This is a genomic window from Nocardia sp. NPDC004068, from assembly GCF_042874315.1.
In the GTDB taxonomy this organism is placed as follows: Bacteria; Actinomycetota; Actinomycetes; order Mycobacteriales; family Mycobacteriaceae; genus Nocardia.
Window position 1 is genome coordinate 23,559 of record NZ_JBIAMW010000027.1, and the last position, 24,879, is coordinate 48,437.

The 24,879-nt window shown below is 67.0% G+C and carries 24 protein-coding genes, 1 tRNA gene and 1 pseudogene; 14 read left to right on the plus strand and 12 right to left on the minus strand.

The annotated features are described in order from the left end of the window. Positions 1-62: 62 nt before the first annotated feature. The 6 genes from ACFYTQ_RS36925 to aceE all read right to left on the minus strand — a co-directional run bounded on the left by ACFYTQ_RS36925 (position 63) and on the right by aceE (position 8,858). On the minus strand, positions 63-1,508 hold the full coding sequence (locus tag ACFYTQ_RS36925) for an acyl-CoA carboxylase subunit beta (RefSeq protein WP_387370973.1): 1,446 nt from the start codon (positions 1,506-1,508) through the stop codon (positions 63-65). Positions 1,509-1,595: 87 nt separating this feature from the next. Further along, positions 1,596-2,846 (minus strand): KasA/KasB family beta-ketoacyl-ACP synthase, encoded by a 1,251-nt coding sequence (locus ACFYTQ_RS36930; protein WP_387370975.1) that lies wholly within the window; start codon positions 2,844-2,846, stop codon positions 1,596-1,598. Between the two features lie 10 nt (positions 2,847-2,856). Further along, positions 2,857-3,159, minus strand: a complete 303-nt coding sequence (acpM, locus tag ACFYTQ_RS36935) for a meromycolate extension acyl carrier protein AcpM (protein ID WP_062505319.1) — start codon at positions 3,157-3,159, stop codon at positions 2,857-2,859. Between the two features lie 114 nt (positions 3,160-3,273). Then, positions 3,274-4,197 (minus strand): ACP S-malonyltransferase, encoded by a 924-nt coding sequence (locus tag ACFYTQ_RS36940; protein ID WP_387370977.1) that lies wholly within the window; start codon positions 4,195-4,197, stop codon positions 3,274-3,276. A 128-nt stretch (positions 4,198-4,325) separates the two neighbouring features. Continuing rightward, positions 4,326-5,657, minus strand: a complete 1,332-nt coding sequence (locus ACFYTQ_RS36945; RefSeq protein WP_387370979.1) for a PucR family transcriptional regulator — start codon at positions 5,655-5,657, stop codon at positions 4,326-4,328. 324 nt (positions 5,658-5,981) lie between these two features. Then, the gene (gene aceE, locus ACFYTQ_RS36950; RefSeq protein ID WP_387371016.1) at positions 5,982-8,858 is read right to left on the minus strand and encodes a pyruvate dehydrogenase (acetyl-transferring), homodimeric type; all 2,877 of its coding nucleotides are present in this window, start codon (positions 8,856-8,858) and stop codon (positions 5,982-5,984) included. Between the two features lie 259 nt (positions 8,859-9,117). On the opposite strand from aceE, the gene ACFYTQ_RS36955 reads away from it, so the two are divergent. From ACFYTQ_RS36955 to ACFYTQ_RS36970, 4 genes are all read left to right on the plus strand, one after another. Continuing rightward, positions 9,118-9,678, plus strand: coding sequence for a hypothetical protein (locus ACFYTQ_RS36955; RefSeq protein ID WP_387370981.1), 561 nt, complete (start codon positions 9,118-9,120; stop codon positions 9,676-9,678). Positions 9,679-9,797: 119 nt separating this feature from the next. Then, positions 9,798-10,220: a DUF3052 domain-containing protein gene (locus tag ACFYTQ_RS36960; protein ID WP_387370983.1), complete on the plus strand. Its 423-nt coding sequence runs from the start codon at positions 9,798-9,800 to the stop codon at positions 10,218-10,220. 91 nt (positions 10,221-10,311) lie between these two features. Continuing rightward, on the plus strand, positions 10,312-10,776 hold the full coding sequence (locus ACFYTQ_RS36965) for a peroxiredoxin (protein WP_387370985.1): 465 nt from the start codon (positions 10,312-10,314) through the stop codon (positions 10,774-10,776). A gap of 55 nt (positions 10,777-10,831) precedes the next feature. Next, a tRNA-Val gene (locus tag ACFYTQ_RS36970) sits at positions 10,832-10,903 on the plus strand. Positions 10,904-11,120: 217 nt separating this feature from the next. Here ACFYTQ_RS36970 and ACFYTQ_RS36975 read toward each other — a convergent pair. From ACFYTQ_RS36975 to ACFYTQ_RS36995, 5 genes and pseudogenes are all read right to left on the minus strand, one after another. Beyond that, on the minus strand, positions 11,121-11,249 hold the full coding sequence (locus tag ACFYTQ_RS36975; RefSeq protein ID WP_387370987.1) for a hypothetical protein: 129 nt from the start codon (positions 11,247-11,249) through the stop codon (positions 11,121-11,123). 335 nt (positions 11,250-11,584) lie between these two features. Further along, complete coding sequence (locus ACFYTQ_RS36980; RefSeq protein ID WP_387370989.1) at positions 11,585-12,904, minus strand: tetratricopeptide repeat protein; 1,320 nt, start codon at positions 12,902-12,904, stop codon at positions 11,585-11,587. Beyond that, a complete protein-coding gene (locus ACFYTQ_RS36985) occupies positions 12,901-13,344 on the minus strand; it encodes a hypothetical protein (protein ID WP_387370991.1) in 444 nt (147 codons plus the stop codon). The genes ACFYTQ_RS36980 and ACFYTQ_RS36985 overlap by 4 nt, the downstream gene beginning before the upstream one ends. Beyond that, complete coding sequence (locus ACFYTQ_RS36990; protein WP_387371018.1) at positions 13,334-14,572, minus strand: DUF4041 domain-containing protein; 1,239 nt, start codon at positions 14,570-14,572, stop codon at positions 13,334-13,336. Before ACFYTQ_RS36990 ends, ACFYTQ_RS36985 begins: the two co-directional genes overlap by 11 nt. Before the next feature lie 63 nt (positions 14,573-14,635). Continuing rightward, positions 14,636-14,731, minus strand: a pseudogene (locus ACFYTQ_RS36995) (DUF2510 domain-containing protein); the annotation flags it as partial. A gap of 291 nt (positions 14,732-15,022) precedes the next feature. Between ACFYTQ_RS36995 and ACFYTQ_RS37000 the strand changes: the two are divergent. From ACFYTQ_RS37000 to ACFYTQ_RS37045, 10 genes are all read left to right on the plus strand, one after another. Then, complete coding sequence (locus ACFYTQ_RS37000) at positions 15,023-16,849, plus strand: S8 family serine peptidase (protein ID WP_387370993.1); 1,827 nt, start codon at positions 15,023-15,025, stop codon at positions 16,847-16,849. A 15-nt stretch (positions 16,850-16,864) separates the two neighbouring features. Further along, positions 16,865-18,220, plus strand: a complete 1,356-nt coding sequence (locus tag ACFYTQ_RS37005; protein ID WP_387370995.1) for a serine-threonine protein kinase — start codon at positions 16,865-16,867, stop codon at positions 18,218-18,220. Positions 18,221-18,295: 75 nt separating this feature from the next. Further along, positions 18,296-19,033, plus strand: coding sequence for a hypothetical protein (locus ACFYTQ_RS37010; RefSeq protein ID WP_387370997.1), 738 nt, complete (start codon positions 18,296-18,298; stop codon positions 19,031-19,033). Between the two features lie 2 nt (positions 19,034-19,035). Next, a complete protein-coding gene (locus tag ACFYTQ_RS37015; RefSeq protein ID WP_387370999.1) occupies positions 19,036-19,518 on the plus strand; it encodes a hypothetical protein in 483 nt (160 codons plus the stop codon). Between the two features lie 137 nt (positions 19,519-19,655). Further along, entirely contained in the window at positions 19,656-19,955 is a 300-nt protein-coding gene (locus ACFYTQ_RS37020) for a DUF1540 domain-containing protein (protein WP_387371001.1), read from the plus strand. 294 nt (positions 19,956-20,249) lie between these two features. Further along, positions 20,250-20,633 (plus strand): hypothetical protein, encoded by a 384-nt coding sequence (locus ACFYTQ_RS37025; protein WP_387371003.1) that lies wholly within the window; start codon positions 20,250-20,252, stop codon positions 20,631-20,633. A 367-nt stretch (positions 20,634-21,000) separates the two neighbouring features. After that, positions 21,001-21,321 carry a hypothetical protein gene (locus tag ACFYTQ_RS37030; RefSeq protein ID WP_387371005.1) on the plus strand — a complete coding sequence of 107 codons (321 nt, stop codon included), beginning with the start codon at positions 21,001-21,003 and terminating at the stop codon, positions 21,319-21,321. A gap of 23 nt (positions 21,322-21,344) precedes the next feature. Further along, positions 21,345-22,748 (plus strand): hypothetical protein, encoded by a 1,404-nt coding sequence (locus tag ACFYTQ_RS37035; protein ID WP_387371007.1) that lies wholly within the window; start codon positions 21,345-21,347, stop codon positions 22,746-22,748. Between the two features lie 18 nt (positions 22,749-22,766). Beyond that, positions 22,767-23,051, plus strand: coding sequence for a hypothetical protein (locus tag ACFYTQ_RS37040; RefSeq protein WP_387371009.1), 285 nt, complete (start codon positions 22,767-22,769; stop codon positions 23,049-23,051). Between the two features lie 59 nt (positions 23,052-23,110). Beyond that, positions 23,111-23,314 carry a hypothetical protein gene (locus tag ACFYTQ_RS37045; protein ID WP_387371011.1) on the plus strand — a complete coding sequence of 68 codons (204 nt, stop codon included), beginning with the start codon at positions 23,111-23,113 and terminating at the stop codon, positions 23,312-23,314. A gap of 90 nt (positions 23,315-23,404) precedes the next feature. Here ACFYTQ_RS37045 and ACFYTQ_RS37050 read toward each other — a convergent pair whose 3' ends face one another. Then, a complete protein-coding gene (locus tag ACFYTQ_RS37050; RefSeq protein ID WP_387371013.1) occupies positions 23,405-24,283 on the minus strand; it encodes a helix-turn-helix domain-containing protein in 879 nt (292 codons plus the stop codon). Positions 24,284-24,879 lie beyond the last annotated feature (596 nt).

Consider the following 24,879-nt stretch of genomic DNA (forward strand, 5'->3'; position numbering starts at 1 on the left):
AATTCCCTTGTGAGGCAAGAGATTTCGTTTCACGGCCCCAGTGTCGGGTCGGGGCACGGGCCTCAGAGCGGGATGTTCTTGGTGTGCGCGGCTTTCGCCGGTGCCGAGGCCAGGGCGGCGGCGATGATCGAGCGGGTCTTGGCCGGGTCGATGACCTCGTCGACCACGCCGATCGACAAGGCGCGGCTCACCCCGCCGGCGATCTGCTCGTGTTCGGTGGTGAGGCGGTCGAGCAGGGCCTCGCGGTCCTCCTCGGGGGCGGCGGCGAGGGCCTTCTTGTGCAGGATCTGGACGGCGGCCTTGGCGCCCATGACGGCGACCTCGGAGCCGGGCCAGGCGAAGACCGCGGTCGCGCCGAGGGAGCGGGCGTTCATGGCGATGTAGGCGCCGCCGTAGATCTTGCGGGTCACCAGGGTGACGCGCGGGACGCGGGCCTCGGCGAAGGCGTGCAGCAGCTTCGCGCCGCGGCGGACCACGCCCTCCCATTCCATGCCGACGCCGGGCAGGTAGCCGGGCACGTCGGTGATGACGACCAGCGGGATGCCGAAGGAATTGCACAACCGCACGAAACGCGCTGCCTTCTCGGCACTTTCGGAGTCCAGGCAGCCGCCCAGATGCAGCGGGTTGTTGGCGAGCACGCCGACCGTGCGCCCGGCGAGGCGGCCGATGCCGGTCACCATCGAGCGGGCGTACCCGCCCTGCAACTCCTCGAAGGAGGATTCGTCGGTGCCGTCGGGGGAGGGGACGCTGTCCAGCAGCGCGTGCACGATGGGCTTGACGTTGTAGGCGCGCCGCGCCGACTCCGGCAGCAGCGCCCGCAGATCGATGTCGCCGTGCTCGGCGGCCACCGGATCGAATTCGCCCTGTTCGGCGAACATCGACACCAGCCGCCGCGCGCGATGCATCGCGTCGGCCTCGTCGTGGGCGGTGATGTGGCTGACGCCGGACTTCTTGCCGTGCGTGACCGGACCGCCGAGCGTGGCCATGTCGACGTTCTCGCCGGTGACCGAGCGGACCACGTCCGGCCCGGTGACGAAGATGCGGCCCTCGGGGGCCATGATGACGATGTCGGTGAGCGCCGGACCGTAGGCCGCGCCGCCCGCGGCGAATCCGACCACCACCGAGATCTGCGGGACCAGCCCGGACGCGCGGACCATGGCCTCGAAGACCAGGCCGACCGCGTGCAGCGACTCCACGCCCTCGGCGAGGCGGGCCCCGCCGGAATGCCAGATGCCGACCACCGGGACCCCGGAATCGATCGCGGTGTCGATGGCGTCGACGATGTGCTTGCAGCCGTCCACGCCCATCGCGCCGCCCATGACGGTGGCGTCGGAGCAGTAGGCGACCGTGCGCACGCCGTCCACCTCGCCGATGGCGGCGAGCACGCCGGACTTGTCGCGGGGATGCAGCGGCAACACCGTGCCGGGATCGAAGAAACGCTGCAACCGTCCCAGCGGATCGCGGGGATCGGCGACGGCGTCGGCGTGAGCCGGGGCCATGATGGTCATAGCGAGTCTCCTCGGCAGCGAATGTCGTTGTCCCGGCGGGGTTTTCGCCCGCCGGGACCGCTTCAGTTGTCCGATCGCTACCGGGGATCAGTAGCGGCCGAAGGCGAGCGCGACATTGTGCCCACCGAAACCGAACGAGTTGTTGATCGCGTAGTCGATGTCCTGGCGGCGGGCCTCGCCGCGCACGACGTCGAGATCGATCTCCGGATCCTGGTTCTCCAGGTTCAGCGTGGGCGGCACGATGCCGTCCCGGATGCTGAGCACGGTGAGCACCGACTCGAGGGCGCCGACCGCGCCGATCGAGTGGCCCAGGGCGGACTTCGGCGCGTAGACCGAGGCGTGCTGCACGCCCGCCTTGTGGATGGCGTTGGCCTCGGCCGTGTCACCGATCGGCGTCGCGGTCGCGTGCGCGTTGATGTGGCTGACATCGCTCGGCGACAGACCGGCGGTCTGCATCGCGCGCTGCATGGCCCGCGCCGCGCCGCTGCCCTCGGGATCGGGGGCGACGAGGTGGAAACCGTCGGAGGTGATGCCCGCACCCAGCAGCCGCGCGTGAATGGTCGCGCCGCGCGCCTTGGCGTGCTCCTCGGTCTCCACGACCAGCAGCGCACCGGCCTCGCCGAAGACGAAGCCGTCGCGGTCCTTGTCGAAGGGACGCGAGGCGCCCTTCGGGTCGTCGTTGCGGGTGCTCATCGCCCGCATCATGGAGAACGCCGCGATCGGCACCGAGTCGATGTATCCCTCGACGCCGCCGGTGACGACCATGTCGGCGTCACCCATCACGATCATTCGCCAGGCGTTGGCGATGGCCTCGGAGCCGGACGAACACGCCGACACCGGAGTGACCACTCCCGCCCGGGCCTGCAACTCCAGGCCCACAACGGCGGACGGGCCGTTCGGCATGACCATCTGAACGGCCAGCGGCGAGATCTTGCGGTAGCCGCCGGTCTTCAGCTTGTCGACCGAATCGACGAGCGCGTCACCGCCGCCGAGGCCGGTGCCGATCGCGACGCCGAGACGTTCCGGATCGACCTCCGGGCTGCCGGCGTTCTTCCACACCTCGCGACCCAGCACGGTCGCCAGGCGCTCGACATAGGCCATGCGACGGATCTCGACCCGGCTCAGCAACGTGTCCGGGTTGACCTTGAGGTGACCGCCGATGCGAACCGGCAGTTCGTATTCCTCGATGAAGGAATCCTCGAGCGTGTCGATACCGCTCTCGCCGTTGAGGAGTCCCTTCCACGTCGCATCGACATCGCCCGCGATCGACGTGGTCGCCGCCAGGCTAGTTACGACGACGTTGGGGAAGTTCCCGTTCTTGGTGGAAGGAGTGGTCACGGTTCGGCCCTTACTCGCCTGCGCCGAACTTGGCCTTCAGCTCCGCGGCCGCCTCGGAGTTCTCGGCCTCGAGCTTCTGGATGTAGGCGACCGCGTCACCGACGGTCTTCAGGCTCGCGAGGTCCTCGTCCGGAATCTTCACTCCGTACTTGTCCTCGGTCTGCACCGCGATCTCGACCATCGACAGCGAATCGATGTCCAGGTCATCGACGAAGGACTTCTCCAGAGTCACCTCGGACGGCTCGATGCCCGTCACCTCCTCGATGATCTTCGCGAGTTCCTCGACGATCTGTTCCTGGGTCAGAGCGGCCACTTCGTGGCTCCCTTCTTGTTGCTCTCGGGGGTCTTTTCTTCTTTTCGGAGCGAGCCGGGCATTTGTTTCCGTCCGGCTCTGTCGTGGCCGCATCGTTGCGGGCCGCGACGAAAGCTATCCGGTTGCCGAGACAGTCGACAACTCCGCCAACGCGACGAGGTCGGCCGGGGCCTTCACCGCGAGATTCGGGGTGCCCTTCAGCTCCCGCTTGGCGATCCCGACCAGCGTTCCGGCCGGGGGCAGTTCGGCCACCGCGGACACCCGCGCCTCACGGACGGTCCGGGTGCACAGGTCCCACCGCACCGGGCGGGTGACCTGGGCGGCGAGCTTGTCGATGGCGTCGCGGCCCGAGGCGACCGGCTTGCCGTCGAAGTTCGACAGCAGGGTCCGGGTCGGCTCGCCCGGGGTGATCCGGGAGATGGCCTCGGTCACCGCGTCCTGGGCGGGTGCCATGAACGCGGTGTGGAACGCGCCCGCCACGGGCAGCGCGCGGATGCGCGCCTTCTCCGGCGGGTTGTCGGCGAGTTCGGCCAGCGCTTCGAGCCGTCCCGCCGCCACGATCTGCCCGGCCGCGTTGCGGTTGGCCGGAATCAGTTCGAGTTCGGCGAGCCGGGTGAGCACGGCGGCCTCGTCGCCGCCGAGCACGGCGGACATGCCGGTGGGTTCCAGCGCGCACGCCTTGGCCATCTCCGCACCGCGGATACCGGCCAGCCGGACGGCGTCGTCGGCGGAGATGACTCCGGCGACCGCCGCGGCGGCGAGCTCACCCACCGAATGTCCGGCGACGATGGTATCGGCCGGAACGGCCCGCGCCGGGATTTCCGCGAACGCCAACAGCGCCGCGGCGACGACGAGCGGTTGGGTGACCGCCGTGTCGGTGATCTCCTCTGCGGTGGCAGTGGTCCCGAGTCGAAGCAGATCCAGGCCACACGCCTGGGACCACTTGTCGAGACGGTCGCGCGCGCCGGGGAGATCGAGCCAAGGCGCGAGCATGCCTGGGGTCTGGGAGCCCTGTCCAGGGGCGAACAACGCGATCACGTCTACAAGAAAACACCCCGGGAGCCGATTCCACAGATGTCGACGCGGATGAAGCTTGTCGACCGCTTTTGTGTGGACCCCACAAAACGGCACGTGGGATGTCCCGATCGACCGATTCGGGTTCCGCGTTACAGCCGATCCTCGAAGAAGGTGTCACCGGCGTCTTCTGGGGCGGATGTAGGCGATTCGTTACGAGTTCGTGTCAATCGACCTACTGTGGCGGCGATCCGGAGCACGTACGCGTCCCGCGGATTCATCGGATCCCGGCCGGTGATGTCGGCGATTCGCTTCAACCGGTAGCGCACCGTATTTGGATGAACGTACAGCTGCCGCGCACAGGTCTCGACGGCTCCGCCGCAGTCCAGGTAGGCGTCGAGAGTGTCCGACAGAGCCGACCCGGCGGCGGCCAACGGTAGCACAAGATACTCGTTGAGAGCGTCGACCGCAGCACGGTCGCCGAGCATCACCCGTTCGGGCAGCAGTTCCGAGGCGTGCACCGGGCGTGGCGCGCCCCGCCAGCCCACCACGGCCTCCATTCCGGCCATGGCCTCGACCGCGCTGACGTGCGCGGCGGCCAGGGTGCGGGTGGTCGGGCCGATCACGACGGGCCCGTCGGAGAAGACCTCGTTCAGCAGTTCGGCGAGAAACGGTGAGGGATAACCGGTGTCGCCGAGATGCCCGCTGACCACCATTACCAGCCGCGAGCCCTGCACCACGGCCAGCGCGGCGTTGCCGTGCCGGGCGGCGATGGTGTGCACCGAACCGACCGCGGCCACTTGGTCATTGACCGGAGTGCCGACGAGGACCGTCGCGGGCGCGGTGGCGTCCCAGTTCAAAGTGGCCGCGCGCGAGAGCATTTCGGGTCCGGTGTCGCCGCGCACGACGGCGTCGACGACCAGGGCCTCGAGCCGGGTGTCCCAGGCGCCGCGGGATTCGGCGGCGCTGGCGTAGACCGAGGCGGCGGCGAAACCGAGTTCGCGGCCGTAGCGCAGCACCGCCTCGGTGAGCGCGACGAGCTGGCGGTCGTTGCGGGCCAGGGCGGGCAGCCACTGTTCGAAGAACTCCATGGCCACCCGGACCATGTCGACGGTCTGGCGCAGGGTGAGCCGCCGGGCCAGATCCTGGGGGATCACCTGAAAGGCGTCCAGCGAGAAGCGGATATCGCTCTCCGGGTCCTGGAGCCACTCCAGGAAGTTCACCACCGCGGTCTGCACCAGCATCTGCACGCCCGCGCGCTGCGCGGCGTCGAGATCGCCGAAGAACGGCAGCCGGTCCTCCATCGAGGCGATCGCCTCGGTCGACAACCGGCCCGACAACTGCCGCACCCGCTTGAGCAGCGTGTCCGGCAACGGATCCCGGGTCTGCCGATTGGGCGACAGCGCCCCGGTCGGCAGATAGACCTCGTGTTCGGAGGAGCCCTCGGAGATCCGCCGAGGCCGCGGCGGTTTACGTTCCACCATGCAATATTCCCTTGCGGCCCCCGCGCCGCAGCAGACCCCCTTGATATGGGCGCGCCGCCCCGGCGAAAAGCGTGCCGGGGCCAGAGGAGGTCGATGCGCCGGGGCCAGGAGAGGTCGATGCGCCGGGGCCAGGAGAGATCGATGCGCCGAGGGCAGGAGAGATCGATGTGCCGGGCCCGGGGGAAGTTGGCGCGCCGGGGCCAGAGAAGGTCGGCGTGCTGAGGCCAGGGGGGATGGGCGCCCTGGGCCCGAGGGAGGTGGACGCCCCGGGCCCGGGTGAACTCGTCACGCCGGGCCCGGCCGAGGGTCGGGCGCCCAAGGGGGTCACGCCAGTTGTTCCTCGGTGCTGGTGGACTGCGGGGCCGCGTTCACGTCGTGGATGCGGTAGCGGTCGGCGGCTTCGGTGACCTTGGCGCGGTCGATCTTTCCGGCTCGGGCGAGGCCCGCGAGGGCGGCGACGACGATGGATTCGGCGTCGACGTTGAAGACGCGGCGGGCGGCGGGGCGGGTGTCGGAGAAGCCGAAACCGTCGGTGCCGAGGGTGATGTACTCGCCGGGGATCCACTTGCGGATCTGGTCGGGTACCGCGCGCATCCAGTCCGAGGCGGCCACGAACGGGCCCTGGGCGGTCGAAAGCGCTTGCGTCACATAGGGAGTGGCGGGCTCGGCGCCGGGATTGTGCAGGGCGTCGATCTCCTTGGCCAGGGCCTCTTTTCGCAGTTCGCTCCACGAGGTCACCGACCAGACATCGGCCCGCACACCCCAGTCGGCGGCCAGCAGCTCCTGCGCCCGCAGGCCGTCGGGCACGGTCACCCCGGCGACCAGGATCTGCGCGCGCACGTCACCCTCGCCGCCGCGCTTGTAGAGATACAGCCCCTTGAGCAGACCCGCGATGTCGACGTCGTCGGGCTCGGCCGGTTGCGCGTAGGGCTCGTTGTACAGGGTGATGTAGTAGAAGACGTTCTCCCCGCCGAAGTTGTCGTTCGGCATGTGCGGATTCGTCCCCGGCAGCACCGTCGACTCCGGCGCGGGCTTGCCGCCGCCGTACATCCGGCGCAGCCCGTCGCGCACGATGTGGGCGATCTCGAACGCGAAGGCCGGATCATAGGCCACCACAGCGGGATTCGTGGAGGCCAGCAGCAGCGAATGACCGTCGTTGTGCTGCAACCCTTCCCCGGTCAGTGTGGTTCGCCCGGCGGTTGCTCCGAGCACGAAACCGCGCGCCAGCTGATCGGCCGCGGCCCACAGTCCGTCGCCGGTGCGCTGGAATCCGAACATCGAGTAGAAGATGTAGAGCGGGATCATCGGCTCGCCGTGGGTGGCGTAGGAGGTGCCCGCCGCGGTGAACGAGGCGGTCGATCCGGCCTCGTTGATGCCCTCGTGCAGGATCTGCCCGACCGTGCTCTCTTTGTAGGCAAGCATCAATTCCGCGTCGACCGACGTGTACAACTGGCCGTTGCGGTTGTAGATCTTCAACGAAGGGAACCACGAGTCCATGCCGAAGGTGCGGGCCTCGTCCGGGATGATCGGCACGATCCGCTTGCCGATCTCCTTGTCGCGCAGCAACTCCTTCATCAACCGCACGAAGGCCATCGTGGTGGCCACGTTCTGCTTGCCCGACCCCCTGCGGATCGAGCGGTAGGGCTCGTCGCCGGGCAGTTGCAGAGGCTTTGCCACAGACCGGCGTTCGGGCAGGAACCCGCCCAGGGTGCGGCGGCGGTCCATCAGGTACTGGATGGCCGGGTCGTCCTTGCCGGGGTGATAGTACGGCGGCAGCTTGGGATCCGCCTCCAATTGCGCGTCGGTGATCGGAATGCGCTGCACGTCGCGGAACGCCTTGAGGTCGTCCAGCGTCATCTTCTTCATCTGGTGCGTGGCGTTGCGGGCCTCGAAGTGCTTGCCCAGGCCGTAACCCTTGATGGTCTTGGCGAGGATGACCGTCGGCTGACCCTTGTGCGCGAGCGCCGCCGCGTAGGCCGCGTAGATCTTGCGGTAGTCGTGGCCGCCGCGCTTGAGGTTCCAGATCTGTTGATCGGAGAGGTTTTTCACCAGTTCCTTGGTCCGCGGGTCGCGGCCGAAGAAGTGCTCGCGGACGTAGGCGCCGTCATTGGCCTTGTAGGTCTGGTAGTCGCCGTCGGGGGTGGAGTTCATCAGGTTCACCAGCGCGCCGTCGCGGTCGCCGGACAGCAGCGCGTCCCACTCCCGGCCCCAGATCACCTTGATGACATTCCAACCCGCGCCGCGGAAGAACGACTCCAGCTCCTGGATGATCTTGCCGTTGCCGCGCACCGGACCGTCGAGGCGTTGCAGGTTGCAGTTGATGACGAAGGTCAGGTTGTCCAGGCCCTCCATCGCCGCGACGTGCGCGAGCCCGCGCGACTCCGGCTCGTCCATCTCGCCGTCGCCGAGGAACGCCCACACGTGCTGATCGGAGGTGTCGGTGATGCCGCGGTCGTGCAGGTAGTGGTTGAACCGGGCCTGGTAGATCGCGTTCATCGGGCCCAATCCCATGGAGACCGTGGGGAATTCCCAGAAGTCGGGCATCAGGCGCGGATGCGGGTACGACGACAGGCCGTGGCCCGGGCCGCCGTGGCTGTACTCCTGGCGGAAACCGTCGAGCTGATCCTCGCTGAGCCGCCCCTCGAGGTAGGCGCGCGCGTACACGCCCGGGGAGGCGTGGCCCTGGATGAAGATCTGGTCGCCGCCGCCGGAGTGGTCCTTACCGCGGAAGAAGTGGTTGAACCCCACCTCGTACAGCGCCGCCGACGACGCGTAGGTCGAGATGTGGCCGCCCACACCGATTCCCGGCCGCTGCGCGCGATGCACCATGACCGCGGCGTTCCAGCGGATCCAGGCGCGGTAGCGGCGCTCGACCTCCTCGTCGCCGGGGAACCATGGCTCGTTCTCGGTGGGAATGGTGTTGACGTAATCGGTGGAGGTCAGCGCGGGGATGGCGACATGGCGTTCCCCGGCGCGCTCGAGCAGGCGCAGCATCAGGTAGCGCGCGCGGCCGGGGCCCTCGCGATCGAGCATCTCGTCGAAGGATTCCAGCCACTCGCCGGTCTCCTCCGGATCGATGTCCGGTAGGTAGGACGCCACACCCTCACGGATCACCCGCACGCGCGCGCCGGTCGGCTTGGGAACCGACTGTGCTTCGGCCGCAGCGCCGTTGGGCGCGGAACTCGACGACATCGGGTGCATGAGGTCTGTCAAAATCAATGCTCCTCGTACATGGGGTGGACAAGCTGATGGCTCTAACCCCGGACAGCCACGCTGGTGGGCGGAGGCGGTCCGTCGAATACTGGCTGGGTCGCATCTCACATCCTTGTCGATGATGCGTCCCCGGTCATCATGTCAGCCGGAAATCCAGTACCGTTCGCTAGGCGGCGCGGTAGCCCGATCCGGATCGTTCCCGCGGGCGCCACCATCGGACATCGTCGAGGCATCGAGAAGCGGGGAGATGATGAAGCTGCTGAACCCACGCGGGTTCGGGTTGGTGTGCGCGACCGTCGCGGTCGGCATCGGACTGACGGTCGCGGGCTGTTCCAATGCCGTCCACGGTACTCCCACCGTGGACCAGGCCGACGCCGCCGCGTATCGCACCGAGATGGCCTCCTCCTCGGCGGCGGCCACGTCCTCACGCAAGGCGGCCGCGGAGGCGAAAGCCGTGAGCGACAACTGCACTCCCTTCCGCGACACCACCGGCGTCGCGGTCACCAAGTACAACGAGTTCGTCGACGCGCACGACAACAACGCGCCCGATCAGGACGCCAAGCGCGACGCGTCGGCGGAGACGCTGGAGAACGCGGCCAAGACGGTCGAGGGCCGGGTCAGCGGCGCGGGCGACGCGCTGCCGTCGGATCTGGCGCAGAAGTTCACCGACTACGTCGCCGCGGCCCGCGCGCTGGCCGCGGAGACCCGGAAGATGACCTACACCGCGCCGGTGGGGCCGCTCAACGACGCCAGCAAACGCGTCAACGACGCCCTGAACGCGGTGCGCAACGCCTGTCCGGCGCGCTGACTTCCGCCCGGGTCGGCGCGACATTTCGAGGGCCAATTGGCCGGATCGGCTTGCGTTGCGGCGGATAACCATGTTCGCTTGCAATGACCTGACCGTCGGGAGTTGAGGAGGACACCACCGTGGTCGCCGCGGCGGACGCGCAGAACTACGCCCAGAAACTTGGCCTCGAACACGATATGGCCGTCCAGGAGCTGGGCTGGGACGAGGACACCGACGACGACCTGCGGGCGAGTGTCGAGGAACTGATCGGTTCGGAACTGCTGGACGAGGACACCGACGAGGTGGTCGACGTCGTCCTGCTGTGGTGGCGGGACGGGGACGGTGATCTCGTCGACGAGTTGATGGACGCCATCGGCCCGCTCGCCGAGGACGGCGTCGTCTGGGTGCTCACGCCCAAGACCGGTCAGCCCGGCCATGTGGATCCGAGCGAGATCGCCGAATCGGCGACCCCCGCCGGCCTCACGTCGACGACCCCCGTCAGCCTCGGTACCTGGACCGGTACCAAGCTGACCCAGCCCAAGACACCCTCGAAGCAGCGCTGACCCGCGCTCCTCGATCATTGTCTCCGCCGGGGGCGTCGCGCGCGATGCCGCCGGCGGACGTCGCCACGCCGACCGGAGGGAGAATGCGCGCATGCCGCTCGAAGTGGGCTCGCCCGCGCCCGATTTCACGCTGAAGGACCAGAACAACCAGGACGTCACCCTGTCCGCCTACCGCGGCCACAAGAACGTCCTGCTCGTGTTCTACCCCTTGGCGTTCACCGGCATCTGCCAGGGCGAGCTGTGCAAGGTCCGCGACGAACTGCCCAAGTTCCAGAACGACAACGCCGAGATCCTCGCCATCTCCGTCGGCCCCCCGCCCACCCACAAGATCTGGGCGGCCGAACAGGGCTACACCTTCCCCCTGCTCTCCGACTTCTGGCCGCACGGCGCGGTCGCCCAGACCTACGGCGTCTTCAACGACAAGACCGGCTTCCCCAACCGCGGCACGTTCGTCGTAGACAAGGACGGCATCATCCGCTTCGCCGAGATGAACGGCCCCGGCGAGCCCCGTGACCAGGCGGCTTGGGAGAAAGCGCTGACTGCGTTAGATTCGTAATCCCCCCGCGTTGTTGGGCGCGGGTGCTCTCGTCTGCTGTGGTGCGGGCGGGTGCGGGCGTATAGCTCAGTGGTAGAGCACTGGTTTTACACACCAGCGGTCGGGGGTTCGAAACCCTCTGCGCCCACAACGGTATCTGAGGCCACCCTTCCCCGGGATCATGTCTGCAGTCCTTCCATCTGAGCCTCGTCGACGCCCAATGGAACAGCCGTTCCTCCCGGAGCAGCGGCAATTTCGCTAACGCCGCCAGCAGCCGTGCGGCCTCGTCGTCATGCGCGCGGCTCGCCAATTCGCAAACGGTGGCAACCCAATTCGGCTCCCGGTTATGGGCGAGGACATCGAGTTCACCCAGGCTCGCGCGTCGAAAGTCTCGGAGCGGGCGTGTGGGGAACGCGCGGGATGTCATCCAGTTCGGTGAACGCCATCAGCGCGGCGATCTCCTCATCGGTGATGTCGTCCTCGTCATCGCTCATCGCCGAATCCGGCCTTCGGTCGTGTCGGGCGATTCTCGGCGAAATATCGCCTGCTGCAGTAGGTTTCGCCGAATCGGTTCCCCATGGTAGGGCCATTCGGAGTGGTAGGCCAGCAGTCTTTTCGATCTTCTCTGTCGTCTGCCAGAGCTTCGAGGAGGGCGAGAGGCACGCGCGGACGCCGCTGCCCCGGGGTGCGAATATCGCTCGGCGGGACGAGCCACACAGACGTGGACGTCGCGGCGCACATTGCCGACGGTGTGGATTCCGCTGGCGGGCATCGACCTTTCGTCCTGGAAGCGACCGACCCCGCAATCCAGTCGAGCTGACACAGCGGTTCAGCGAGACTGTCTGGATGCGGCGGGCCCGCGCAGTTTCTCGCTGGCCCGCTGGGGACGCTTGTGACCGGCTCGATGCCACCAGGTAGAAGCTTCGGTGGTTTGTTGGCGATAGCGCAGTCGGACGGCGAGGTTGTGCATGGCATTGGTATGACCGGCTTCGGCGGCGCGCCGATACCAGACGAGGGCATCGTCGGATCGGTGGGATTTGTCGAGCATGAGGGCGAGGTTGTACATGGCGTCGATGTCGCCGGCCTCGGCGGCGCACCGCCCCCAATGCTCGGCATCGGTGTCCTGGTGGATTCGGTGCAGTAAGTCCGCGAGGTTACCCATCGCGTGTGTGTCGCCGCGTCGGGCCGCTTCGAGGTACCACGGGTATGCCTCACGGAGTTTTCCCTGCGTGCACAACAGATTGGCGAGGTTGTTCATCGCACCCGTGTGCGCTTGGGCGGCGGCTCTGCGCCAAGCGTTTTCGGCTTCGACGAGGTCGCCTCGATCGGCCGCCAGTTGGCCGTCGGCGAAAATGCGGTCGGTGGTGCTGTCTGGAACGGCGAGCGGATCGATCGCCGGAGTGATCACAACATCATCCGATCGCACAGTGTCGCCAGGCGGGGTGAAGAGGCGCAGGCTCCCGGCGACGTTGACGCTTCGTCGCACTGGGCGGGGGTGACCATTGCCGTGCAGGATCCGATCGATGGTCCCGAAGAGTTGGTCGAGCGTTCGGCCGGGGTCCGCGGCGGCGGCGAGCAAGGCGGCGGTGAACGCGGTGTTCCGGTGCCCCTCGGGCGCGAGGGAGGTTTCGTTGCGGGGCGAGGACGCGATCGTGTACGTGCCGTTGATGTCGATCTGGCCGTCGACGACGGTGACCGGGGCGCTCATCGCTTCGAAGGCTCGCCCCGAGAAACAGCAGTCCAGGATCAGAATGCGGGCGCGGGCGCGGGCGGTTGCGAGTTCGTCGCGCAGGGTGGAGAACGGAATCGAACTCCATTCGGGATGGTCGGGGTCGCTGCCGGCCAAGGCAAGATGCAGGCGTCCGCGCCGATCCAACAGGCCGTGTCCGGTGTAGTACACCAGCAGGACCTCGTCGGCTTGGTCGACGGCCCGTGCGAGGAGCTCACCGACCTGCGGAGGCCGGTCGGGATCGACCAGTGCGATGCAGTGCTCAGGAGCGAGCGAAGCGTTGGTGGGCGCGGTGAGGAGCCGACCGAGGTCGCGAATGTTGTTGGCGGCGGCGGGAATATCCGTGATCGAGGGATGGCTGTATCGGCTCACCCCGATCAGGGCGGCGCGCCAGCCCGAACGGTTCTGTGCGGAGATCACTGAATCTTGTCCGCCTGGGTGAGCATTGCCTGAAGCGCGCGAGCGATTTCGGGAGTCTTGACGCGCTTCGCGTCGACCGTGATCTGGGTGTGATCGAGGGTGAGGGTGACCGCGATGTCGGAGCGCCTGTGGGCGAGCCATGCGGTCAGCGATTGAACCAGTGCGGTCGCTACACCTTGTGCGCCGAGCGCCACAACGAGCACCTCGGCCAAGTCGCCCATTCGACCGGGTCGAATCGGCGTAGTCGGCATGCTCACCCGGCCGCGCAGTTCGTCGTCCTCGGTGAACCACTCGAGGAGGCCGAAAAGGTCGTCGGCACTACCGTCCGTGTGGATCGTCAACGCGCCCTGTCCATTCGGCATATCGTGTCCTATCTTCTCGAAGCTATCGAAATTTGGGAGATCGGCCGTGTCGAAATGAATTGCCGTGTTATTGAACACTCGAATGCTGTATCGCAGCAAGACTTCGCCGGTAGTCCTCGGCCTCGGCGAGCTCGTTGAATTCCAAAAGTCCTTTGGTGAGATCCTCCAGATGTTCGCGTACCTCCGCCGGAGTGGCGCGGAAGAATTCGCGGCGAAGATTGACTTGGTTCACGCGTTTGTGTGCCAGGCGGCGATGGAGTTCTTCTTCTATACCCGCGGCGTCGACGTCGAAGAACATGGTGTGCACGTCGTACTTGAACGGGACCGAGGAGTTGCTCAAGTCGCTGATGCGGTCGTACGGGTCGACTCGGCGAGTCATGCCGATCTGGACTACTCCCTCGCCGAAAGCGCCGATATTGGACACGACGTACACATGGCCCGCGCGTAGATTGCCCGCTCGGTTTGCGAGGGCTGTGATGTCCTGTTCCAAACTCGCGAGCTTGCTCTGGAGGTCGCGTGCCTTCGTGGAGTCGGTGTCACCGGCGGCTTCGAATTCGGTGAGGTCGGCCAGATATTGTTGATGCTGCTTCTCGAGTCGCCGTTGTTCGCGTTCGATCTCCTGTTGCGCTTTGCGTTCCTCGCGGAGGCGCTCGCGTTCATCGCGTTCGGCCTCCTTCTGACGGGCCAGCTTCTCCAGATAATCGGCCGTCAACTCCAGCTCCTGGCGGCGGAGTTGGTGGTACCCGGGGGTGACGCGCAGTTTCATGGTCGCGCCGAGTCGTTCGATGGTGACAGCCAGGCGTTCGAGGCGTTCGAGTGCGCTGTTCAGCTTGTATGGTTTGAGACTCCGGACGAGATTGTCGGCCTCGGCGTTGTACGCGCGCAGCATCAGTTTCGAATATTCACGGATCATTTTGCGGCCCGCAGCCGCAGAACCATTGACTTCCCAGACCTGGGACGCCTCGATCGCGCCGCCGTCCCGCGCTGCGGCGTACTTGATCTCATGTTGCAGTCGGTCCAGTTCCGCGCGGTAGGCCACCACGTCGGAGAGTGGATGGCGGTACTGATAGATCCCTATTTCCTGGAGCACCTGCTCGTCTTGGGTGTTGATTATCTGAGTGCGCAGGCTGTCCAGGCGTGCCTGTTCGGTGGCAACTTGCGCGGTGAGTTGCTCTCGACGGAGTTGGAGTTCTGCGATATCGAGTCCGCCGACGCTGGCCAGCTGGGTGCGAAGTCGGTGGACCTCGGCCAAGGCGTCGGCCAGTTCTCGAGATTGCCGCTTCGCGTATGCGCGAGTGCCGAACATCGGTACCTTCGGTGCCGAAGGAGAGCCCGGTACCGTCGGTGCGGGTACGTCGGTTGTGGGAGAGGGTGTCGGTTCCCCGACCCAGTGCGTGCCGTTCCAGTATCTCGAGAAGCCCGGATTCTGTGGATCGGGATACCAATTCGGTGGAGCGCTGTTCATGATCTTCCCCCTTGCTACGGTCGCACTATAGAGAATGCCATCAGCCGCACCCGCTGAACGCCGAAAGCGTGGAATTTCTGAGGGTGCCCGCGCTTACGTGATCCATCGAGGGGCTGTCTGTCCCGATGGGCGCTGGATCGGGAGGTTGGGCGCCCGAGCCTGCGCGGACGAATTCCTGGAGGACGCTCGGCGTAGGGCGGGGAATCGAGTAGCCCACTACCCGTGCCCCACCCCACCCCCGCCCCCTAGCGTTCCCCCCGAACGCGTAGGGGCGAGGGCAAGGAGAGGGACATGCCGCTCACGCCGATTCCGGAACTCGGCGATCGGATACTGATCGTCTTGCGCGAGATGGGTGCCGGGAGTCCGGCCGATGTGATCGATGCCGTCGGGCGGCTCCGTGGGTTCACTCCGACCGCGGAGGATCAGCGGGTCGACGAGCGGACGAAGTTGCCGCGGTGGCAGGCGCGGATTTATGGGGCGCGGCGGTATCTGGGGGACGAGGGGTGGGTGCGGGCCACGCGGAATCGGTGGCGGATCACCGAGGAGGGGAGGGCGGCGGCGGATGAGGCGCGTAAGCGGTGGCCGGAGTCGGAGACGCCGCCGGTGACGCGGAATCCGGATGAGCGAAATCTGGTGCAGTACAGCGTGATCGCGCAGCCGTTGCTGGATCCGGAGATTCGGGCGCGGGTACTGAAGCAGCCGACCGACGACGACAGTCCGCTGCCCGTGGTGATCGAGTTGAACCTGGGCTACCCCGAGGGAGTTCAGGGGGCGAACGCGGCGCTGGCGGAGATGGTGGGGCGGCTCGGGGAGCGGCCGGGGGTGGCCGCGCCGCCGAAGCCGTTGTTCGACGAGTACGCGTGCGCGGATCTGTCGATGCGGCAGGTGCGGGAGTTGGTGCGGATCGACCACGAGAATCGCAGGAACCCCCGCACGACCCACGTCATACATCGGATCTGGCCGAACTTCCCCGTCGAACCGTTGATCGATCTGTCGGCACGCACGGTCAAGGCCGACGCCGCGCGCCGTTCGTTCGACGCGGCCGGACGCGACATCTGTTGGGCCGTGGTCGATTCCGGGATCGACCGCCATCACCCGCATTACGTCGCCGAGAAAACCCTCGAGGCCGATGACGTCAAATATCTGCATCGCGACTTCACCAAGTCGTTCGCCCCCGGTATCGAGACCGTCGACTCGGCCCTCCAGGACGAATTGGGGCACGGCACCCACGTCGCCGGGATCATCGCGGGCCATCTGCCCGATGCGTACCCGCGCGAGAAGATGAAGGTCGTCGTCCGCCAGCACACCGAACCCGGCGACGCCCATCCGTTGTGCGAGGAGCGTTCGGTAGACCCCGGACTGGTGTCGGGCATGTCGCCGCTGACGCATCTGGTGAGCCTCAAGGTGCTCGACAGCGAGGGCTCCTCCGACATGGTCGCGGTGATGGCCGCCCTGCGGTACGTCCGAGAAACTAACGGCGACAACGACAAACTGATGAAGATCCACGGCGTCAACCTCAGCCTCGGCTACGAGTTCGACGCCGAATGGTTCGCCTGCGGCCAGAGCCCCCTGTGCAAGGAGGTCGACCGCCTGGTCCGCTCCGGCGTGGTCGTGGTCGTCGCCGCGGGCAACACCGGGTACGGGCGGTTCAGTTCCAGGGAACGGCAGACCAATGTCGGGCTGACCATGACCATCAACGATCCCGGGAACGCCGAGCGGGCCATCACAGTCGGTGCGACACACCGGGATTCGCCGCATACCTACGGCGTGTCCTACTTCTCGTCGAAGGGGCCGACCGGGGACGGGCGGTTGAAGCCGGATCTGATCGCGCCGGGGGAGCGGATCACCTCCTGTGCCACCGGGCGGACCGCGGCGCGTTGGGGGTTGACCGATGTCGCCCCCGACCTGGCCTGCTATGTGACCGACACCGGCACCAGTTTCGCCGCGCCGCATGTGTCCGGCGTCATCGCCGCGTTCCTGTCGGTGCGCCGCGAATACATCTGCCGCCCCGACGAGGTCAAGAACATCTTCATGAAGTCGGCGACCTCCCTGGGACGGGAACGGTATTTCGAGGGTGCGGGGCTGGTCGACCTCATGCGCGCCCTGCAATCGATCTGAGACACGGAGGCCGCGATGACCATCGACATCCAGGGACTGCCGCTGGTGGAGCTCGCGTTCGACGCGGACGGCGACGTCGACCCGGACGGCGCCGCCGCGCTGCGCGCCGCGCTCGACGAGCACGCGCCGACGGATCTGCTGGTGTTCAGCCACGGCTGGAACAACACCCCCAGCATCGCCGACCGGCTCTACCGCGCCTTCTACGGCGAGCTCGCGCCGCTGCTCGCCCAGCACGGCGCGCCGGATCGAAAGGTGTTGCTGCTGGGCGTGTTCTGGCCCTCGGCGCGGTGGACGGACGAACCGATCCCGGACTTCGAGCCGGGCGCGGCGGTCGACCTGGGCGACGGCGGCCCGGCCGCGGGGCTGGGCGACGCCCCCGAATTCCCGCCGCCCCCGCCGCCCGATCCGGACCTGCGCGCGCTCGTGCGCGACGCGTTCCCCGCGACGCAGGGTCCGGCGGTGAAGGAACTGCTCGATCTGCTCGTCGAGCGGCCCGACGACGAGACGGCGATCGGCCGGGCCCGCGACCTGGTCGCCGCGCTCGCGGCCGCCACCGGCACCGGCGGGGACGGCGAGCAGGACGACGCCCCGACATCGCTCGCCCAGACCGACCCGAAAGCGGAGGCGTTCGAGCGGTTCGCCACCGCGCTCGAGGAACTCGGCGTCGTCACCGGGAATCAGGGCGGCGCGGCCGGATTCGGCGACCGGTTCGCCCGACTGTGGCACGGGGCGCAGGAGGTCGCGCGGCAGCTGACCTACTGGCAGATGAAGCGGCGCGCCGGGACGGTCGGCAGCCGCGGGCTGGGTCCGTTCCTGGGCGAGCTGGTGCGGGAGCGGCCGGAGCTGCGAATCAGCTTGATAGGACACAGTTTCGGCGCGCGCGTGGTGTCCTACGCGCTGGCGGGCCTGCCGGACGGCGCGGCGGTCGAATCCGTCACGCTGTTGCAGGGCGCGTTCTCGCACTTCGCCTTCGCCGGGGCGCTGCCGTTCGATCAGGGCCGCTGCGGCGATCTGTTCGGGGCCCAAGCGCGCGTGCGCGGGCCGATCGTCGCCTGCCACTCGAGCTTCGATTCCGCTGTGGGCGTGCTGTATCCGCTCGCGTCGCTGCTCGCGCACCAGGACGCGGCCGCGTTCGAGGACGAGACCTACCGGTGGGGCGGCATGGGCCACGACGGGCACCAGCCGGACGCGCCCGCCGTCGCGTTGCGCGACGCGGGGGAACCGTACGGGTTCGGGCACAGTCTGGTGAACGTGGACGCGGCCCGCGTCGTGAAGAACGGGAAACCGCCGTCGGGCGCGCATTCCGACATCGTGCACGCGGAATTGGCGTGGGTCGTGCTGTGCGCCGCCGGTCTGGTGGCCCAGAGGTAGTGCGCTACTCGCGACGCGGCCGCCGTGTACGGGAAAGCTGCGGTACGCAGTACGGCTGATCGGGAGAGGCGAACGGTGCGCAGCGATATCGACAACCTTCTGGACGTGGTGATGCCGGTCACCGCCGCGTCCGATCCGTTCTGGATCACCTCCGCGAACATCGTTGCGGCGCATGGTGATCCGTTCCGGTCGCCGGTCCGCGAGGTGACGGCGGTCGTGTTCGAGTCCAGTTTCGACAGCCGGTCGCGGTTCGATCCGGTGCCGGTGGCCCGCGGCCTGCGCGCCCGGCTGCCGCGACCGCCGCGGCTGGCCGTGGCGATGGTCGCGCCGACGCTCGAGATCCCCGCGGCCACCCAGCACGCCCTCGCCTACGAGACCGGACTCGCGCTCGACGTGCCCGACGTGCGCGTGGTGACCGCGAGCGACGCCCGCCGGTACGGGGACGGTGCGGAACGGGCACTGGCCGTGGTCGAGGGCGAGACGCCCGGCCAGGACGTGGATCCGATCGCGGCGGCGTTCGCGCACGCGTATCTGTCCCGCCAGCAGCGGCGAATCCCGTTCCGCTGCACGCCCTTACAACGCCGCATCCTCGATGTGGTGGCCGCCGGGACGATCGTGCCGACGACCGCCGCCATCGCCGCGGCGGTGTACTCGACGGAGAAGAAGGTCAGCGAGAGCATCGCGGAGCTGGTCGCCGAGTTCTGCCCGGGGCGCGCGGACGGGACGGGTCTGCGGGACGGACATCAGCGGCTGTACTGGCTGATGCACCGGTTCGGCGCGTGGCTGCGGCTGGTGAACGGCCGGATCCGATAACGATGCCGGCCGGATCGAGGGGCGACCGCGCGGCCGCCGAGGCCGTCGGGCGGGACAGCGTCGTGCTCGCCCGGGTGCTCGGCGCGCGGGTGACGGAACCGAGCACCGTCGTGGTCGTGGACGAGGTGACCTATGTGGCCGTCGCGCTCGTCGAGCGCAGCGCCGACGTCACGGCCCTGTTCCCCGCGCACTATCCGGAGATGCCGCCGCTGGTGTTCCTGACCCCGAGGCCGGGCGCGATCGGATTCCTCGCGGATGTGGCGGCCCGGCTGTGCGCGGGCGCGGCCGAACCCCCGGCCTCGGTGGCGCTCCCGCTGCCGTGGAATCTGAGCGTCGATCCGGAGTTCCGGCTGTCGAACGCGCTCGGCCGGAGCTTGCAGAAGAAGTCTCGATCGGGAAACGACCCGGAATCCGAGTTAACGCGATACCGTGCCGAAACGATAATGGGCGGCATTTCCGAAGCGTGTCGCGAAAATCGCGGATAAAAAGGCGAGAATGCGTTCGCACACCGACCCAGGCAAGCCTGACCTTGCTGTTCAGGAGTGCGAAAGCCCTCTACCATCGGCCTCGAACACCCCCTCGGCTAATCCGGCCGAGGACGCTGCGATGGAAGGAGGAATTCATGACCACGATGGAGATGCCGCACGTCAGCGAATGTACGGTCGCGGACTGCTCGTACAACCACGACGGCTGCCATGCCTACGCCATCAACGTGGCGGGCCAGAACGGCTCGGCCGACTGCACCACCTTCGTCCCGCTCTCCAGCAAGGGCGGTCTCGACCGCGTCACCTCGATGGTCGGTGCCTGCCAGCGGGCCGACTGCAGCTACAACCAGAACCTGGAGTGCAGTGCCCCCTCGATCCGCGTCGGCATGGGCGCGGGCGACAACACGGCCAACTGCCTGACCTACAGCCCCGCCTGAGGTCCACCGGCGAACGGGCGGCATCCTCGCGGGCGGCCGCCCGTTCGCCGATCTCCGGTCGATTTCTCGAATTCTCTGGTTAACCCCGCGTTACCGGTATACGCTGAGACCCGTTCTGTCGACAACAGATATGCGACTTCGGTAGGCCGATCCGGCCGCATCAGAATTCAATACGCTCGCGGTGAGCCGCGAGCGGTTCCACGCAACAAACGGGTTCGCAATATGAAGTTTCAGAGATCGATCGCAACGACCGCTTTGTCGGCAACTTTTGCCGGTGCAATTCTGCTGGCTCCGGTGGTAGCCGCGGCGGATCCGCCCGATCCGGCCGACGCGCCGGATCCCGGCCTCGTCCACCCGGTCGCCTCGCAAGTCGAGAACCAAAGGGCCATGGGCGAATTCGCCACCGAGTTCGGCATCGCCGTGACGACCGGGGGGTTCATCGGATCGGCGATCGGCCTGGGGGTCGGGGCCGCGGTCGGGTGCGTCATCGTCCCGGCGGTGGGCTGCATCCCGGGCGCGCTGTCCGGCGCGTCCCTCGGCGCGATCATCGGCACCCTCGTCGTCGGCGGCCCCACCTTGGCTATCTCGGGCGCCGACCTGATCACGACCCTCAATTCGCCGCCCGGCAGCACCCGCTGGTCGGACGAGAACTACTACTACCAGAAGCCCGCTTCCTGACCCGTCGACGGCGCCCGGGGGAGCGGGCGCCCTCGCGATCGGGACCCGAATCAGCTCGACTCGGTGCTTTGGCGTTGGAAGCGGTAAGCCGACTCTTGCCGACGACGACAATGCACGGCCCGTCGATCCTGATGGGTGGACATCAAGGTCATCCACCGAATCGGTCTGTGTGCCAGGGGCTTACACAGCACTCGTCGCTGCGAGACCTTCGCGTGAGCCGGGCACACGGTCGACCGCGCTGCGGTGAGCAACCGAGGACGGCTGTGCGTACCTGACTAAAGCCCGAGGATGTCGTCCGAGCCGCCGTGCACGCCCTGCCGATTGTCGGAATCTGCTGGTAATCTCCGATGACCAGGAGGGGGCGACTATGACGTTCGAAGTGAACCCGGACGGGTTACGGGCCGCCGGTGGGGCGTTGGCGCTGCTGCCGACGGATATCGATAACGCACCGAAGCTCGATGCCGAACCGGTGGCGACATCGCTCGCGGGCCTGACGGTCGGCGCCGAGCTGGCCGAGTCCAACGCCGCGAGTACTCGGGCGAAAGAACTGCTGAAGGCGCGCTTCAACGAATTCTCGGCGTTGCTGGTGGTCTGCGCCGACAACTTTCACGGGAGCGACCAGGAAGCCGCTCAGCGTATCGCGGCGGTCGCGGATCTCAACTCCGGCGACCCGCACTCGGGGAGGTAGCCATCGCGCCGACCCCGAAACAAGTGCTGGCACTGGATATATCGGGTTTGCGGGGTGTCGCCGACCGCGCGACCCAGATCGCCGACGCCATTGTCAAGGCGGCGGGGGCCATGCACACCACGATCCACGACGGCTTGGCCTGGCAAGGTGCGGCGGCACGAGCCGCCGGTGACAAGGCCGACCGTGAACAGACCCAGATGCGAGCGATCGCGACCGCCTACGACGATCTCGGTGCGGCCTGTGCCGGTGCGGCGCGCGACTTGCAGTACCCCGTGGCGGAGATCAAGGCGATCCTTCAGACCTATGTCGTCCGACCGGTTGCGGTAGCCGACGACTGGAGTGTCACCGGCGTCGACGATCCCGATTCCGAAGCGGCCGTACAGCTTTCACGCCTGCCTGGGCTGGTGGCCAATTTGCAGTCCGCCGATGCGCGATGGGGCGCCGAGATCGCCACCGCGAACAGCGAATTGGCGAGGATGGCGCCGGCGACCACGCTGACGGCGGTCCAGGTCGCCGACACCAGCTTCAAGTCCACAGATTCGCGGGCCGACCCCGATCGGCTCCGCACCTCCGCCGCGGCGTTCCAACAGGTTTTCGGACGACCGCCGATCAGCGCCTCCGACTGGAGCACGGCCGAGGTTCTCAACCCGAAGAGCTACACCCCGGAATTTCAGGGTGTCGGGCCTGAGATTCGCGTCGTACGAATTCAACCCGTTCCAGGGCAGGGAGTGGTCCGAGCGTCCCAGTACATCGAACAACGTGATGTTTCCGACCTGGATCTGAACCCGTTTCATGGGAATTTCAGCGCGCGCGATTTGGGCAACAATCGCACGGCCGACCCGAACTTCGATCCTGAACATACGAAAGTTACCACGTATATCGACTACGAAAACGGGATCGTTGTCATGCGTCAGAACCCTTCTGTTCGAGAGAACCACGACGGAAGTCCGGGAGAAGTCAAAGTCGGAGCGCCGGAAGGGACGGTGTGGCAGAACCCCGATGGATCGGTGCGCATCCAGTACGAGTCCGGTAATCCGCTACCACCGGCGGTGGCTACCGAGCCGCCGTTGTCGGATGGCCATCACGTTACAGTTAACGGTGACTTGGTGTTCCAGCCTGGGCCGAACGGAGTTCAAGTGAACGGTACACGCAGTGATTACCCCTCGTTGGAGGTATATCAGGACACTCCCGACGGTCGCACGCAGACAATCGCATTGGACCCGGCGCAATCCGGGAGTTCGCTCGGTCCCGCGATGAATCTGCCGTTCCACCACGACATCGGTGTGGGAGGTCTTGCGTTCGCGCCGTTCTCCGAGTGGAACGAGCAGTTCGATGTACCGGGAAACCCGAAACCGTCGACACGGTTCGGTCCGGTTATCGCTCCCCCCAGCGTACCGGCCCAGCCGCTGCCCAGCGGGACGGCCTGAATGGAGCGCCCACCGTCGGTGGACAACACCCGTTTCTGGCGCCTTGCCACCTGGAGTCTCGCGGGATTCTTTGTACTGCAAGTGGCATTCATGGCGATCACTTCGCTGATCTCGAACTCGGATACCGTTGCTACGTATGTCGGCTCGTTTGTCGCCGCTTCGATAGCCGGAACCCTCCTGGCACTGCTGGTGCGGTGGAAAACGCGCGGCGCTGGTCGTGGTGTTGCCCTCGCTGCGGCGACCGCGGCCGGGATCTGGACCGCTTCGACGGCCGCTATCGGTTTCCTGATTGCGGTCGGGTAATGCAGCAGAGGCGCGGCGCTTGGCACGGACCGCGGTCGTTTTGCAGTGCTGCGATCTTCTTGACGCTGAACGTGATTCCGCTCTTCCTCTACTTTTACCTGCTATACCTTCTCGTCGTGGTGTACGCGGTCGAAATGATCGCGGCGGCTGTGCTGTCCGCCTGCGGTGGCCGCGCCCGGCAGTGGGGCACGGGTATTGCAGCCGCCCTGGTGGGCACCGCAATTTGTCTCTTCCTGATACCAGTGTGGATGCAGTACGTCTGAGCCCGCCCCGAGACGTGCGTGCCGCACTCCTGACCGTTTGGTGTCGTCCGGCAAGGGGCGGCCGGATCGGTCCGCCCCTTGCCGGACAACTCATGCCGTTTCCAGAAGCATTGTCCTGGAGGCGGATTCGCTCAACGCAGTCCGTTGGAGCTCGGCGAGGGCGGTCCGATAGTGATCGACTTCGCCGGAGCGTTCGAGGTAGAGGTTTCCGACGTATTCGGTGATGTGGACCAGGGGCGGTTCGTTGAGACGGGTGCTGGGCAGTATCGGGAACTCCAGCAGGGTGAACGGTCCGGTGAGCGCGCCGATGCGGCTACGGCCGTTGAAGGGCATGACCCGCAGGGACACGTTGGGGAGGTGGCTGATCTCGGCGAGGTGGCGTCGTTGCTCGGCCATCACGCCGGGGCCACCCCACTCCTCCCGGATGGCCGCCTCCGAGATGATGATCTCGACGGCGAGGTTCGAATCATCGAGAGCGCGTTGCTGTTTCGCGGCCGCGTCGATGCTTTCCTCGACCTGGTCGGTGGGCATATGGGGCGACCGGGTCCAGGCGACAGCGCGGCTGTAGTCGGATGTGCGCAGGATAGGAGGGAGCAGCAGCGTCGCCCACGCCGTCAGCAGGATCGCGGCGTGATCGAGAACCACCCGCGGATCGAAATCGTGTGTGTCCCGATCCAGGTCCGGCCGCCACCACCCACCGCCGCATTTCGCGATGAACCGAACCTCCCGCGCCAGCGCGAGGATCACCCGCCGATCCGCGTCACCCACCCGATATCGATCGCACAAGGTGTTCAAATGCAGATCACTGGCGACCCGCGCCGTCACCCCTTCCTCCAACCGCCCGATCGTCTGCGCCGACACCCCCAGCACACCCCCCGCCTGGTTCTGACTGACCTCGGCCCTCTTGCGGAAGGAACCCAACTGCCGCCCCAGCGCTCGCTTGGCGAGTGACGAACCTTCTCTGCGCATTGCAATACCTCGCTCTCTTGTTGATTGTTCTGTGAAATCGGTTGTTTCGGGTTCTTGGTGGTGGTCATGGGAAGCGAATCTTGGAGTCGGCGGACTCCGGACGGGGCGATGCGTCTCGGAGAGCGGAAACGACGCGCTCTAACAGCTCTACAGTTGGAGGTTCGAATCGAATAGTTTCGGGAAACGTGCATTGCCCCGAAACCCTCCGTGGCAGAGAGGGATTCGACATCAGCGTCCTCCGTCGTCGCTCGGCGGCGTCATCGTGATGCTCCTCTCATCGATGATTGCAGGACTGCAAGGTCGTCCAGAACTCATGCCGAATCTCGTCCCAGAGGTCGCACAGCCTGGGGGACCGCTCACGCGCTTCCACCAAATCCGGAAAGTTGCTCGAGCCGAACCACGCCCAACCACCAGCCCGCTGGCGTACCGACAAGATTCTGATCTCGCCACTAGAGATCCACCACAAAGCTTCGTCACCACCGCGAGAGCCGGTGCGATGCAAGGGGCTGCTGCACGGATAGGTGACAACCGAGTTGGCTTGCCGGGTGGCGAGCCTGAGAGGATGTCGCAGTGCCGAAGCCGTATCCGAAAGAGTT